We start from the raw sequence: 13,787 nt of genomic DNA on the forward strand, positions 1-13,787 counted from the left end.
TCGCATATTGCAGGTCGCGAGTCTGCGGCCAAGGTCATCTGACTTTTCGACCGCCGACCCGCTCCTGCAATGGGCCGATCACTTGGTGGCGGCACCATCCGGCACGAACACATAACCTACGCCCCAGACCGTCTGAATATAGCGCGGCTTGGACGGATCGGGCTCGATCATCCGGCGCAGGCGGGAAATCTGCACGTCGATGGAGCGCTCCAGGGCATCCCACTCGCGGCCACGGGCCAGGTTCATCAGTTTGTCGCGGGTCAGCGGTTGACGGGCGTTCATCACCAGCGCCTTGAGTACCGCGAACTCACCGGTGGTGAGCATGTGCACTTCTTCACCGCGTTTGAGCTCGCGGGTAGCCAGGGACAGTTCGTAGTCACCGAAGGTCACGCTTTCATCTTCGCTGCCCGGCGCGCCCGGCACCGGTGCCGACTGACGGCGCAGTACGGCTTTGACACGGGCCATCAGCTCGTCGGGGTTGAACGGCTTGGCCAGGTAATCGTCGGCGCCCAGTTCCAGGCCCTTGATACGGCTCAGCTCATCGCCCTTGGCGGTCAGCATGATGATCGGAATCTGGTTGTTCGCGCTGCGCAGGCGGCGGCAAGCGGTCAGGCCGTCTTCGCCGGGCAGCATCAGGTCGAGGACGACCAGGTTGAACACTTCACGCGCCAGCAGGCGGTCCATTTGTTCAGTGTTCGGTACGGCACGGGCGCGGTAGCCCTTGCTGACGAAAAAACGCTCCAGCAGGCTGCTGAGGCCCGGATCGTCGTCAACAATAAGAATCTTTTCGCCTTCAGCAATGTTTGCAGTGCTGCTCATTGGATGCTCCTTTTAGCTCGGCGCGCATTATGGCGTAGCTGCCGTTATACGCACCGTGTGCATTGTTAGCAGATTTTTCCTGTACCGCCAGGAAACCGGCCTTTGCACCCGCAGCCCGTGATGCCCCGAATGACTGATCGCTGGTTATAATGCGCGGCCTTTTGTGTCAGGCAACGTCTGATCATTACGCCCGGTGGCCGCTTTTTATTTTCATGGCACCGGCAGTAATTGTTCGATTTCACGGGTCAACGGGATACCTTTTGATCCAGGCAGCGGCGCAGGCCAGGCCGCTCAACCAGACTCGCCAGGGCCCTAAGTTGCGCCTGCGAGCCTGCTTTCACAATTTGTCAGGTGGTTTTATGGACAGCATCAACAGCCGCATCGCCGAGGAACTCGGCGTCCGCCCACAACAGGTCGAAGCGGCCGTCGCGCTACTCGATGAAGGCTCTACCGTTCCCTTCATCGCCCGTTACCGGAAAGAAGTGACCGGCAGCCTCGATGACACCCAACTGCGTCATTTGGAAGAGCGTCTGCGCTACCTGCGAGAACTCGACGAACGGCGCATCAGCATCCTTGCCAGCATTCAAGAGCAAGGCAAGCTGACCCCTGCGCTCGAACGCGACATCAAGCTCGCCGACACCAAGACCCGCCTCGAAGACTTGTACCTGCCGTACAAGCAGAAGCGCCGCACCAAGGGCCAGATCGCCCTGGAAGCCGGCCTCGGCGAGCTGGCCGACGGTCTGTTCAACGACCCGAGCCTGACCCCGGAAACCGAAGCGGCGCGCTTCGTAAACGCCGAAAAAGGCGTCGCCGACGTGAAGGCCGCCCTCGAAGGCTCCAAGTACATCCTGATGGAGCGCTTCGCCGAAGACGCAAGCCTCTTGGACAAGCTGCGCAATTTCCTCAAGCAGGAAGCCACGCTCAGCGCCCGCGTGATTGCCGGCAAGGAAGAGGAAGGCGCCAAGTTCCGCGACTACTTCGAACACGACGAACCGCTGAAAAGCATGCCGTCGCACCGCGCACTGGCGATTTTCCGTGGTCGCAACGAAGGCATTCTGAGTTCCGCGCTGAAAGTCGGCGATGAACTGCCGGGCACCATGCACCCGTGCGAAGGCATGATCGGCCAGCACGTCGGCATCCAGAACCAGAACCGTCCGGCCGACAAATGGCTGGGCGAAGTGGTGCGCTGGACCTGGAAGGTCAAGCTCTACACCCACCTGGAAACCGACCTGCTGGGCGAACTGCGTGACGGCGCGGAAACCGAAGCGATCAACGTATTCGCGCACAACCTGCACGACCTGTTGCTGTCGGCCCCGGCCGGCCCCCGCGCCACCCTGGGCCTCGACCCGGGCCTGCGCACCGGCTGCAAGGTCGCCGTGGTCGATGCCACCGGCAAGCTGCTGGATCACGCCACCGTTTACCCGCACGTGCCGCACAACAAGTGGGATCAGACCATCGCGATCCTGGCCGCCCTGTGCGCCAAGCATTCGGTGGACCTGATCGCCATCGGCAACGGCACTGCCAGCCGCGAAACCGACAAGCTGGCGATTGAGCTGATCAAAAAATACCCAGCCATGAAAATGACCAAGGTCATGGTGTCCGAGGCCGGCGCATCGGTGTACTCGGCATCGGAACTGGCTGCCAAGGAATTCCCGGACCTGGACGTGTCGATCCGTGGCGCGGTCTCCATTGCCCGTCGCCTGCAGGATCCGCTGGCGGAACTGGTGAAGATCGATCCGAAATCCATCGGTGTCGGCCAGTACCAGCACGACGTGTCGCAGCTGAAGCTGGCCCGTGGCCTGGACGCCGTGGTCGAAGACTGCGTGAACGCCGTTGGCGTGGACGTGAACACCGCGTCCGTGGCGCTGCTGGCGCGCATTTCCGGCCTCAACGCGACCCTGGCGCAGAACATCGTCAGCCATCGCGATGAGCACGGTGCCTTCAAAACCCGCGCAGCCTTGAAGAAAGTCGCGCGCCTGGGTGAAAAAACCTTCGAACAGGCTGCCGGCTTCCTGCGGGTCATGAATGGCGAAAACCCGTTGGACTCGTCCGCTGTGCACCCGGAAGCCTATCCGCTGGTGCAGCGAATCGCCGCCGAGACCGACCGTGACATTCGTTCGCTGATTGGCGACGCCGCGTTCCTCAAGCGCCTGGACCCGAAAAAATTCACCGACGAAACCTTCGGCCTGCCGACCGTCACCGACATTCTGCAAGAACTGGAAAAGCCGGGCCGCGACCCACGTCCGGAGTTCAAGACCGCCGAGTTCCAGGAAGGCGTCGAGGACCTCAAGGACCTGCAATTGGGCATGATCCTCGAAGGCGTGGTGACCAACGTGACCAACTTCGGTGCTTTCGTCGATATCGGCGTTCATCAGGACGGTTTGGTGCACATCTCCGCACTTTCGGAGAAGTTCATCAAAGATCCGCGTGAAGCGGTGAAGGCCGGCGACGTGGTGAAAGTGAAGGTCATGGAAGTCGACATTCCGCGCAAACGCGTGGGCCTGTCGATGCGCATGAGCGACACCCCGGGCGAGAAAATCGACGGCGCTCGCGGTGCACGTCCGGGTTCGGCGCCGCGCCAGTCCCAGAACAGCGCACCACGCAAGGAAACCACGGCGGCGGCTCCGAGCAACAACGCCATGGCGTCGCTGTTCGCCAATGCCAAGCAGTTGAAGAAACGCTGATGGAGATCCCTGCCGGGTACACCGAAAGCGCGTTTTTCAAGCTGTTGGGCTGCCGTTTGCACAGCCTGGAAACCGGGGTGGCGCAAGTCGCCCTGGTGCTGGAACCCGAGCTGCGCAATCGCGCCGGCAAGCTGCACGGAGGGGCCTTGTTCAGCCTGGTGGACATTGCCATGGGGCTGGCCTGCTCCAGCAGCCACGGCTTTGACCAGCAGAGCGCGACCATCGAGTGCAAGATCAACTACATCCGCGCCGTCGAAGGCGGCGAGGTGATGTGCACGGCGCGGGTGATCCACCCGGGCCGCCGCACACTGGTGGTCGAGGCCGACGTCATGCAAGGCGACAAACTGGTCGCAAAAGCACAAGGCACGTTCGCTGTCCTGTAGCTAGTCGCCATCAATTTGAGTTAATTTCGGCGCAATGCCTTTCCCTGTAGGAGCGAGCATGCTCGCGATGGGCGTCAACGATGACGCTGCAACCCTGACACCCAGCGGTGTTCTCGGGTCCATCGCGAGCAGGCTCGCTCCTACAGGGGATCTGTGCAGTTTTTGATCAATCGGCGACAAAAACCAGGCGATAACGCCAGTTTTAACTTCACCCTTGTAGACCGTCTTGCCCACCCCCATATTGGGGCGACTGACGCGTGAAGGAATCCAACTTGAGCGAACTTCTCAACCGCCGCCTGGCCCTGCTCGGCGAGCGCGCTAACCTCTCTCTGCTCGAACAGTGCCTTCACGGCATCGAACGTGAATGCCTGCGCGTGACCGGCGAAGGTCGCCTGGCGCAAACGCCGCACCCGGAAGAACTGGGTTCCGCGCTGACCAATGAACAGATCACCACCGACTATTCCGAGTCGCTGCTGGAGTTCATCACCCCTGCCCTGACCGATCCGGCCGATACGCTGGCGAGCCTGGACAGCATTCACCGCTTTGCCTACAGCAAGCTCGGCAACGAGTACCTGTGGAGTCCATCGATGCCGTGCCCGCTGCCGGCCGAGGAAGATATCCCGATCGCCTACTACGGCACGTCCAACATCGGTCAGCTCAAGTACGTGTACCGCAAGGGCCTGGCCCTGCGCTACGGCAAGACCATGCAGTGCATCGCCGGGATTCACTACAACTTTTCCCTGCCGGAAAAACTCTGGCCGCTGCTCAAGGCGGCTGAAGGTTTTACCGGTACCGACCGCGACTTCCAGTCGTCGTCCTACATTGCCCTGATCCGCAACTTCCGCCGCTACAGCTGGCTGCTGATGTACCTGTTCGGTGCCTCGCCGGCGCTGGATGCCGGTTTCCTGCGCGGTCGCGCGCACCAGCTGGAACAACTGGACCCGGACACCCTGTACCTGCCATACGCCACCAGCCTGCGCATGAGCGACCTGGGTTACCAGAGCAACGCCCAGGCCGGCCTGACGCCGTGCTACAACGACCTCGTCAGCTACACCGACAGCCTGCGCAAAGCGGTGGCCACGCCCTATGCCCCGTACGTCGAAGTCGGTACGCACAAGGATGGTGAGTGGGTTCAGCTCAACACCAACATCCTGCAGATCGAAAACGAGTACTACTCCAACATCCGCCCGAAACGCGTGACCTATTCCGGCGAGCGTCCGATCCAGGCCCTGATGGCCCGTGGCATCCAGTACGTCGAAGTACGCTGCCTGGACATCAACCCGTTCCTGCCGATGGGCATCGACATCACCGAATCACGTTTCCTCGACGCCTTCCTGTTGTACTGCGCCCTGAACGACAGCCCGCTGCTGACCAACACCAGCTGCGGCAACGCGACTTCGAACTTCCTCAGCGTGGTCAAGGAAGGTCGTCGTCCGGGTCTGCAACTGCAACGCGACGGTCACCCGGTAGACCTGAAGGAATGGGCCAGCCAATTGCTGGAAAACATCGCGCCGTTGGCTGCATTGCTGGACCAGAGCCATGGCGGCGATGCTCACAGCAAGGCACTGGATGCGCAGATGGCCAAGGTCAAGGACCCGTCCCTGACACCATCGGCCCAGGTCCTCGCGGCGATGGCCGAGCACAAGGAAAGCTTTGCCCAGTTCTCCCTGCGCCAGAGCCAGGCCCATGCGGAATTTTTCCGTAGCGAGCCGCTGTCCAGTGAAGAACAGGCGAAATTCGAAGAGCGCGCGCGTTCGTCGCTGGCTGAGCAAGTGGAGCTGGAGCAGAACGAAGTCGGCGATTTCGATGTATTTGTCGGGTCGTATCAGGCCAGTATCCTTGCCATCAGCAATTAATCAGCGCCTGTAAAAAGATCGCAGCCTTCGGCAGCTCCTACATTGGAACGCATTCTCTTGTAGGAGCTGCCGAAGGCTGCGATCTTTTGCTTTTAAATGATCCCTAAAATCTTCCACTCATAAGCTCATTCGAAAAAGTTATTTATTTTCGAATTCTTAGATCATTTAGTCTCCATTCACGCCGAGCCTCGGTCGCCTGATATGGAGCTTCCCCATGAAACTGCACTTCCCTCTTCGCCTCCTGGCGGCCGCGTCTTTGGCTGCGGTGAGTTTCCTTGCCCAGGCGGCTGACGTCACCGTCGCCTACCAGACCACCGTCGATCCGGCGAAAGTCGCCCAGGCCGACGGCGCCTACGAAAAGGCCACCAAGGCCGATATCAGCTGGCGCAAGTTCGACAACGGTGCCGACATCATCGCCGCCATCGCCTCCGGCGACGTGCAGATCGGTTACCTCGGTTCCAGCCCGCTGACCGCGGCCATCACCCGCAAGGTTCCCGTGGAAACCTTCCTCATCGCCACCCAGATCGGTGCCGCCGAAGCCCTGGTGGCGCGCGACGGTTCCGGGATCAAGACGCCGCAAGACCTGATCGGCAAGAAGATCGCCGTGCCATTCGTTTCCACCGGCCACTACAGCCTGCTGGCCGCGTTGAAGCACTGGAACATCGACCCGTCGAAAGTCACCGTGCTCAACCTCGCGCCGCCCGCGATCATTGCCGCCTGGAAACGCGGTGACATCGACGCCACCTACGTCTGGGACCCGGCGCTCGGTGTGGCCAAGGAAAACGGCAAGGTGCTGATCACCTCCGGCGAGCTGGCCAAGTTCGGCGCGCCGACATTCGATGCCTGGATCGTGCGCAAGGATTTTGCCGAGAAGCACCCGGAAATCGTCACTGCGTTCGCCAAAGTGACGCTGGATGCCTACGCCGATTACCGCAAGGATCCGAAAGCCTGGCTCGCCAACCCATCCAATGTCGACAAGCTGGTGAAGCTCTCGGGTGCCAAGGCCAGCGACATTCCGCTGCTGCTGCAAGGCAACGTCTACCCGCTGGCGGCTGATCAGGTCGTCACCCTCGGCGCGCCAACCACCAAGGCCATCACCGACACCGCCGTGTTCCTCAAGGAGCAAGGCAAGGTCGAAGCCGTACTGCCGGACTACGCGCCGTACGTCAGCGCCAAGTTCATCACCAACTGATCGGGAGTTAATCGCGATGGCCTTGCTACAGCTGGAGCGCATCAGCGCACAGTACCCCGGCAGCCCTGAACCTGTGCTGGCGGACATCTCCCTGAGCCTGGGGCCCCAGCAATTGCTGGTCGCCCTCGGCCCGTCCGGCAGTGGCAAGACTTCGCTGTTGAACCTGATTGCCGGTTTCGTCGAACCCAGCGCCGGGCGCATCACCCTCGATGGCGTGCCGGTCAAAGGGCCGAGCGCCGAACGCGGCGTGGTGTTTCAGGACGATGCCCTTCTACCTTGGCAGGACGTGCTGGCCAACGTCGGCTTCGGCCTGGAACTGGCCGGCGTTGCACGAGAAAAACGCGAACTGCGCGCCCGCGAGATGCTCTCGCTGGTGGACCTTTCCGGCTTCGAACACCGTCGCATCTGGCAACTTTCCGGCGGCCAGAAACAGCGTGTCGGCCTGGCCCGCGCCCTCGCCGCCGACCCACGGGTGCTGCTGATGGACGAGCCGTTCGGCGCCCTCGACGCCTTTACCCGCGAACAAATGCAGGAACTGCTGCTGCAAGTCTGGCGGCGCACCGCCAAGCCGGTGTTCCTGATCACCCACGACATTGAAGAAGCGGTGTTCCTCGCCACCGACCTGATCCTGCTGGCACCGAACCCCGGGCAGATCGTCGAACGCCTGCACCTGGATTTCGGTCAGCGTTACGCCGCCGGCGAGTCGGCGCGCTCGATCAAGTCAGACCCGCGCTTTATCGAAACCCGCGAACACGTGCTCGCCCGAGTGTTCTCCCAACGCAGCGCCGCCCAGCGGCAGGAGCACGCATGAGCAGCTATGAAATTCCCGTCGCGACGGTAAAACCCGGCGCAACCGCGATACCGGTTCGCCGCAGCTTGAGCATTCGCTGGATCAGCCTACTGACACTGGCCGCCTTGGTAATCAGTTGGTGGGCCGTGACAGCCAGCGGACTGATCGAACCGCTGTTCCTGCCGCCACCCTCCGCCGTGCTGCAAAAAGGCTGGCTGCTGGCGACTACCGGCTACATGGATTCGACCCTGTGGCAGCACTTGGGCGCGAGCCTCAGCCGCATCGGCCTGGGCCTGGGTTTTGCGGTGCTGACCGCCGTGCCGGTGGGCATTGCCATTGGCGCCAATCGCATTGCGCGGGGCGTGCTCGATCCGCTGATCGAGTTCTACCGCCCTATTCCACCGCTGGCCTATCTGCCGCTGATCGTGATCTGGTGTGGCATCGGTGAGTTGTCGAAAGTCCTGCTGATCTACCTGGCGATTTTCGCGCCGATTGCCATCGCCACCGCCACCGGAGTGCGCACCGTCGACCCGGCGAAATTGCGCGCCGCACAGTCCCTGGGTGCAACCCGCACGCAATTGATTCGTCATGTGATTCTGCCAAGCGCCCTGCCGGACATCTTGACCGGCGTGCGCATCGGCCTGGGTGTGGGTTGGTCGACCCTGGTCGCCGCCGAGCTGATCGCCGCCACCAGCGGTCTGGGCTTCATGGTTCAGTCCGCCGCGCAGTTCCTGGTCACCGATGTGGTGGTGCTGGGGATTCTGGTCATCGCCCTGATCGCCTTCGCCATGGAAATGGGCCTGCGTGCCCTGCAGCGCAAACTGGTGCCGTGGCATGGCCAGGCTCACTGAAAAATTGAACCCTGAATCCTTGTGGGAGCGAGCCTGCTCGCGATAGCAGAGTGTCAGACGACACTGCGCCGACTGATAGACCGCCATCGCGAGCAGGCTCGCTCCTACAGTTTGTAATGAAGAGAACTTTCATGAGTATCTTGAACATCGTCCCTTTAAGCTCCGCCCTCGGCGCGCAAATCAGCGGCGTCGACATCAGCCAGCCTCTGAACCTGGAACAGCGCGATGCCATCCAGCAGGCGTTGCTCAAGCACCAGGTGTTGTTCTTCCGTAACCAGCCGGTCACCCCGCAACAGCAGGCGCGTTTCGCCGCTAACTTCGGCGATCTGCACATTCACCCGATTTACCCGAACGTACCGGAACAGCCGGAAATTCTGATCCTCGATACCGCCGTCACCGACGTGCGCGACAACGCGATCTGGCACACCGACGTTACGTTCCTGCCGACCCCGGCCATGGGCGCGGTGCTCAGCGCCAAGCTGTTGCCGGAGTATGGTGGCGATACGCTGTGGGCCAGCGGCATTGCCGCGTATGAGGCCTTGTCGGCGCCGATGAAAACCCTGCTCGAAGGGCTGACCGCCACCCACGACTTCACCCGTTCGTTTCCGCTGGAGCGCTACGGCAACACCCCTGAGGCGCTGGCGCAATGGGAAGAAGCGCGACGCAAGAATCCGCCGCTGTCGCACCCCGTGATCCGCACCCATCCCGTGAGCGGGCGTCGTTCGCTGTTCGTCAGTGAAGGCTTCACCTCGAAGATCAACGAGCTGTCGGAAACCGAGAGCGAGGCGATTCTGAAATTCCTGTTCGCCCACGCCACCCGCCCGGAATTCACCATTCGCTGGCGCTGGCAGCAAGACGACATCGCGTTCTGGGACAACCGCGTGACCCAGCATTACGCGGTGGACGACTACCGCCCGGCCCGGCGAGTGATGCAGCGGGCGACGGTGTTGGGGGATGTGCCGTTCTTTCGCTGATCCACTGATCGTTCCCACGCTCTGCGTGGGAATGCCTCAACGGACGCTCTGCGTTCGGCTTTGAATGGGACGCGGAGCGTCCCGGGCTGCATTCCCACGCAGAGCGTGGGAACGATCGGTACTCGTTTACTCCGCCGTCGAAGGCTTCTCCCAAAGATTGATCCCACCCTCTTGGGCAAACCGGTCAATCTCCGCCAGTTCCTCTGCGCTGAATTGCAAATTCTTCAACGCCCCGACGTTCTCGACAATCTGCTCCGGCCGGCTCGCGCCGATCAGCGCCGACGTCACCCGCGGATCGCGCAGGGTCCAGGCCAGCGCCAGTTGCGCCAGGCTCTGGCCACGACGCTGGGCGATCTCGTTCAACGCCCGCACCTGAGCGATGTTGGCCTCGGACAAGTGCGAGGCCTGCAACGAACCGCCGCCCGGACGATTGACCCGCGCATCCGCCGGCACGCCGTTGAGGTACTTGTCCGTCAGCAACCCTTGGGCCAGCGGCGTGAAGGCAATCACCCCGGTGCCGAGCTCGTCGGTGGTATCCAGCAGGTCCTTTTCCACCCAACGATTGAGCAGGTTGTAGGCCGGCTGGTGGATCAGCAACGGCACCTTCCACTCTTTCAGCAACGCGGCCATCTCACGGGTTTTCACACCGGAATAAGACGAGATCCCGATGTACAACGCCTTGCCCTGCTGCACCGCCGTGGCCAGGGCACTGGCGGTTTCTTCCAGCGGGGTGTCCGGGTCGAAACGGTGCGAATAGAAAATGTCCACGTAGTCCAGGCCCAGGCGTTGCAGGCTCTGGTCGAGGCTGGCCAGCACGTACTTGCGCGAACCGCCGCCCTGACCATAAGGACCGGGCCACATGTCCCAACCGGCCTTGCTGGAGATGATCAGCTCATCGCGATAGCGCTTGAAATCCTCGCGCAGCAAACGGCCGAAATTGATCTCGGCGCTGCCGTAGGGCGGGCCGTAGTTGTTGGCCAGGTCGAAATGGTTGATCCCCAGATCGAACGCCGTGCGCAACAGCGAACGCTGGATATCGATCGGCGTGCTATCGCCGAAGTTATGCCACAGGCCCAGGGACAACGCCGGCAGCACCAGCCCGCTGCGGCCCACGCGGCGGTAAGGGATGGAGTCGTAGCGGTTTTCGGCAGCGGTGTAAGTCATCGAATCCTCTCTTGTCTGTCTTGAATCTGGTCTCGACTGCTTCGCCAGTCGCCCAGCATACGCCCGGACAGACACCAAAAAACCTCTGACTCGACTAATTGCTGAAACGTTTCACATATTTCATCAAAACCCTATGCCGACAACTCGCGCAACGCTGCCGCGGCCAAAAAGCCGGATCGTGAACTGTAGCGCTGATCACGTTTGACGGTCTGGTCGATACGCTCAAGCAATTGCTCTGGCAGCGTGGCATTGAAACGCACCGACTTGCCGAAATAAGGCGTGATATCGAAATCCACCACCGCCCACACCCCACCGGCGTAATCGGGGTTATCCAGATGTGCGTCGATTTCCTGCACCTGCGGCAATGGCTCGCCGTCGGCCACCAGACCTTCGTAATGCAGGGACAGCGCCTCTTTCACGCTCTCGAGTGCCTGCGCCACTGTGCTGCCAGCGGAGAAACATCCCGGTACGTCCGGGATGATCACGCCGTACTCCGAGTCGGCATCCTTGTGCAGAACGACTGGAAATTTCATGTCGATGAATCCTTCCTGAAAGGTGTCCCTGCCGGGACTTTCGTATCCGATGACGGGCATCACTTCAGCCCTGCCTGTTTCAAAATGCTGTTGATCGTTCCTTTTGGAAGATCCGAATCAGGGTGCTTGATAGTCACTCTTCCCGACTTGCGGGGATGCTTGTATTGGTGATGGCTACCTTTCACCGCAACCAGATACCAACTATCGTCCTCGATCATCCTGATCATTTCCCGACTTCGCATTTCCTTCGCCTTTTTCGACAGCAACGGCTGCGCAATTTAGGCGGAACGACACAGCGAATATACACACCGTACACACTATGAAAAATAATAGCCGGTCCGTGCTGATGCGACTCTTCTCTCGGACCGAGGGCTACCGCGCATCGGCAAACACCTCCCCCAACCAATCCACAAACACCCGAACCCGTGGCGACATGTGTCGGTTGTGGGGGTACAGCACCGAGACCGGCATGGGTGGCGGTGGGGTGTCGGTGAGGATTTCCTTGATCAGGCCCTGGGCGATTTGCGTTTCCATGCGGTAGTGCGGGCATTGGATCAGGCCGAGGCCGGCGATGGCGGAGGCGGCGTAAATTTCGGCGCCGAAAACCGACACAGCGCTGTCGATGGCCACGTCCCTTTGTTCGCCATCGACCATGAATTCGAAGGGGAACACCTTGCCGTCGGTGCGCGAAACGTAGTTCACCGCGCGATGGTTTTTCAGGTCGTCGAGGCTTTTCGGTTCGCCGTATTTGCGCAGATAGGCAGGGCTGGCACAGGTGATCTGGCGCAGGCTGGCGACCCGTTTGCCGATCAGTGCCGAGTCGCTCAAGGTGCCCGCGCGCAGCACACAGTCGACGCCTTCGGCGATCAGGTCGACCAGGCGATCGGCCTCGCTGATGGACAGTTCGATGTCGGGATAGCGCGCCATGAATTGCGGCAGTGCGGGAATCACGAAATGCCTGCCCAGGGTGCCATGCAGATCCACCCGCAAGCGCCCTTTTGGCGCGACGCTGCGAAAGGCCAGTTCCGCCTCTTCGAGTTCCGCGAGCAATTGCACGCAGCGCCGGTAGTAGGCCTCGCCATCCAGCGTAGGGCGCACCTTGCGCGTGCTGCGCTCCAGCAGGCGCGTGCCGAGCCAGGCCTCGAACTGGTTCAAGGTGTGGGTCAGGGTTGCGCGCGGCAGGTTCAGGTCCTGCGCCGCCAGGGTGAAGCTGCTGCGCTCGTAGATACGTACGAAGACCTTCATCGCTTTGACTTGATCCACCACGATCTCCTGACCTTCGATTGTTGGCGATTATTGAACAGTCAAGGCAACTCTCGTGCATTTATCGGCCTGAGTAAACATGTGAAATTGGCTCCACACCTCATCAACTGGAACCACTGCCATGACGACTCAAGACTCGAAAGTTGCCCTCGTAACCGGCGCCTCCCGCGGCATTGGCGCGGTCATTGCCAAAACGCTTGCCAGCGAAGGTTTCGCGGTCGCCATCAATTACGCCAGCAGCGCCAGCGAAGCCTCCAGGCTGGTGGTGGAATTGCGCCAGGCTGGCCATCGGGCCATAGCGATCAAGGCGGACGTGGCCAAGGCCGACGACGTGCGGCGGATGTTCGACGAGGCTGAAGCGCAACTGGGCAAGGTCGATGTGCTGGTGAACAACGCCGGTATCCTCAAGGTCATGCCGCTGGCGCAGCACAGCGACGAGCTGTTCGAGCAGGCGTTCAACATCCACGCGCGCGGTACTTTCAACACCCTGCGCGAGGCTGCCACGCGCCTGAACGAGGGCGGGCGCATCATCAATTTTTCCAGCAGCACTGTCGGCCTGAACCTGCCGGGTTATGCGGTGTATATCGCGAGCAAGGCGGCGGTGGAATCCCTGACCCAGGTGTTCGCCAAGGAAATGCGCGGGCGCAATATCACGGTCAACGCCGTGGCGCCGGGACCGGTCGCGACCGAGCTGTTTTTGCATGGCAAGAGCGAAGAACAGATCCAGACCTTTGCCAAAATGGCGCCGCTGGAGCGTCTTGGGCAGCCGGAAGATATCGCCCGCGTGGTGTCCTTTTTGGCCGGGCCGGAATCGGCTTGGGTCAATGGGCAGATTTTGCGGGCCAATGGTGGGCTGGTCTGACTATGCTCTAGCCGGATACCGAGGTGACCCGATCGCGAGCAGGCTCGCTCCTACATTGGATCTGTGTCGTTCACAAAACCCCTGTAGGAACGAGCCTGCTCGCGATAGCGGTCTCAACGGCAATGAAAATCTGCAGGGTAAAACCCACCATGCACACCACCATCATCATCACCTTCGGCCTGATCCTCCTGGCGCTGATGCTCTACATCGGCGAGAAGATCGGCTTCACCCGCCAGACCCTGGCCTACTGCTTCATCGTGCTGTGGCTGGCGCTGACCTTGATCAATGGCGCGGTGGGCATGGTGCATGCCGGCCAGCCCCTGAGCACGGAACTGGCGGTTGGCAGTGCAGTGTTCGGTGTACCGGTGGCCGCGCTGGTGCTGTTCATGGTGCTGACCAGCGAGGCCTGAGGCCGA

Annotated in this window: 14 protein-coding genes; 9 read left to right on the top strand and 5 right to left on the bottom strand. The window is 61.3% G+C overall.

Annotation, left to right across the window (positions count from 1 at the left end):
• Positions 1-78 precede the first annotated feature (78 nt).
• A complete protein-coding gene (ompR, locus tag ABTV29_RS29830) occupies positions 79-819 on the bottom strand; it encodes an osmolarity response regulator transcription factor OmpR (protein WP_433768081.1) in 741 nt (246 codons plus the stop codon).
• Positions 820-1,178: 359 nt separating this feature from the next.
• Here ompR and ABTV29_RS29835 point away from each other — a divergent pair, with 359 nt between their 5' ends.
• The 7 genes from ABTV29_RS29835 (at position 1,179) to tauD (ending at position 9,549) form a co-directional block, all read left to right on the top strand.
• Positions 1,179-3,503 carry a Tex family protein gene (locus ABTV29_RS29835; RefSeq protein WP_433768082.1) on the top strand — a complete coding sequence of 775 codons (2,325 nt, stop codon included), beginning with the start codon at positions 1,179-1,181 and terminating at the stop codon, positions 3,501-3,503.
• Positions 3,503-3,886 (top strand): PaaI family thioesterase, encoded by a 384-nt coding sequence (locus ABTV29_RS29840; RefSeq protein WP_433768083.1) that lies wholly within the window; start codon positions 3,503-3,505, stop codon positions 3,884-3,886. Before ABTV29_RS29835 ends, ABTV29_RS29840 begins: the two co-directional genes overlap by 1 nt.
• A gap of 272 nt (positions 3,887-4,158) precedes the next feature.
• Entirely contained in the window at positions 4,159-5,742 is a 1,584-nt protein-coding gene (gshA, locus tag ABTV29_RS29845) for a glutamate--cysteine ligase (protein WP_433768084.1), read from the top strand.
• A gap of 214 nt (positions 5,743-5,956) precedes the next feature.
• Positions 5,957-6,934, top strand: coding sequence for a taurine ABC transporter substrate-binding protein (tauA, locus tag ABTV29_RS29850; RefSeq protein ID WP_433768085.1), 978 nt, complete (start codon positions 5,957-5,959; stop codon positions 6,932-6,934).
• Positions 6,935-6,950: 16 nt separating this feature from the next.
• The gene (gene tauB / locus ABTV29_RS29855; protein WP_433768086.1) at positions 6,951-7,745 is read left to right on the top strand and encodes a taurine ABC transporter ATP-binding subunit; all 795 of its coding nucleotides are present in this window, start codon (positions 6,951-6,953) and stop codon (positions 7,743-7,745) included.
• Positions 7,742-8,575, top strand: a complete 834-nt coding sequence (tauC, locus tag ABTV29_RS29860) for a taurine ABC transporter permease TauC (RefSeq protein WP_433768087.1) — start codon at positions 7,742-7,744, stop codon at positions 8,573-8,575. The genes tauB and tauC overlap by 4 nt, the downstream gene beginning before the upstream one ends.
• A 131-nt stretch (positions 8,576-8,706) precedes the next feature.
• Positions 8,707-9,549, top strand: a complete 843-nt coding sequence (gene tauD, locus ABTV29_RS29865; RefSeq protein WP_433768088.1) for a taurine dioxygenase — start codon at positions 8,707-8,709, stop codon at positions 9,547-9,549.
• A 126-nt stretch (positions 9,550-9,675) separates the two neighbouring features.
• Here tauD and mgrA read toward each other — a convergent pair whose 3' ends face one another.
• From mgrA to ABTV29_RS29885, 4 genes are all read right to left on the bottom strand, one after another.
• The gene (gene mgrA / locus ABTV29_RS29870; protein WP_433768089.1) at positions 9,676-10,713 is read right to left on the bottom strand and encodes an L-glyceraldehyde 3-phosphate reductase; all 1,038 of its coding nucleotides are present in this window, start codon (positions 10,711-10,713) and stop codon (positions 9,676-9,678) included.
• A gap of 131 nt (positions 10,714-10,844) precedes the next feature.
• On the bottom strand, positions 10,845-11,246 hold the full coding sequence (locus ABTV29_RS29875) for a type II toxin-antitoxin system HicB family antitoxin (protein ID WP_433768090.1): 402 nt from the start codon (positions 11,244-11,246) through the stop codon (positions 10,845-10,847).
• 59 nt (positions 11,247-11,305) lie between these two features.
• The gene (locus ABTV29_RS29880) at positions 11,306-11,488 is read right to left on the bottom strand and encodes a type II toxin-antitoxin system HicA family toxin (RefSeq protein ID WP_433768091.1); all 183 of its coding nucleotides are present in this window, start codon (positions 11,486-11,488) and stop codon (positions 11,306-11,308) included.
• Positions 11,489-11,618: 130 nt separating this feature from the next.
• Positions 11,619-12,509 (bottom strand): LysR family transcriptional regulator, encoded by an 891-nt coding sequence (locus ABTV29_RS29885; protein WP_433768092.1) that lies wholly within the window; start codon positions 12,507-12,509, stop codon positions 11,619-11,621.
• A 121-nt stretch (positions 12,510-12,630) separates the two neighbouring features.
• Between ABTV29_RS29885 and ABTV29_RS29890 the strand changes: the two genes are divergently transcribed.
• Together ABTV29_RS29890 and ABTV29_RS29895 are read left to right on the top strand one after the other, a co-directional pair.
• Positions 12,631-13,371 carry an SDR family oxidoreductase gene (locus tag ABTV29_RS29890; protein ID WP_433768093.1) on the top strand — a complete coding sequence of 247 codons (741 nt, stop codon included), beginning with the start codon at positions 12,631-12,633 and terminating at the stop codon, positions 13,369-13,371.
• A 149-nt stretch (positions 13,372-13,520) separates the two neighbouring features.
• A complete protein-coding gene (locus ABTV29_RS29895) occupies positions 13,521-13,781 on the top strand; it encodes a hypothetical protein (protein WP_110965809.1) in 261 nt (86 codons plus the stop codon).
• Positions 13,782-13,787: the final 6 nt, after the last annotated feature.

This window comes from Pseudomonas putida (genome assembly GCF_050989985.1).
Taxonomy (GTDB): Bacteria; Pseudomonadota; Gammaproteobacteria; order Pseudomonadales; family Pseudomonadaceae; genus Aquipseudomonas; species Aquipseudomonas putida_AI.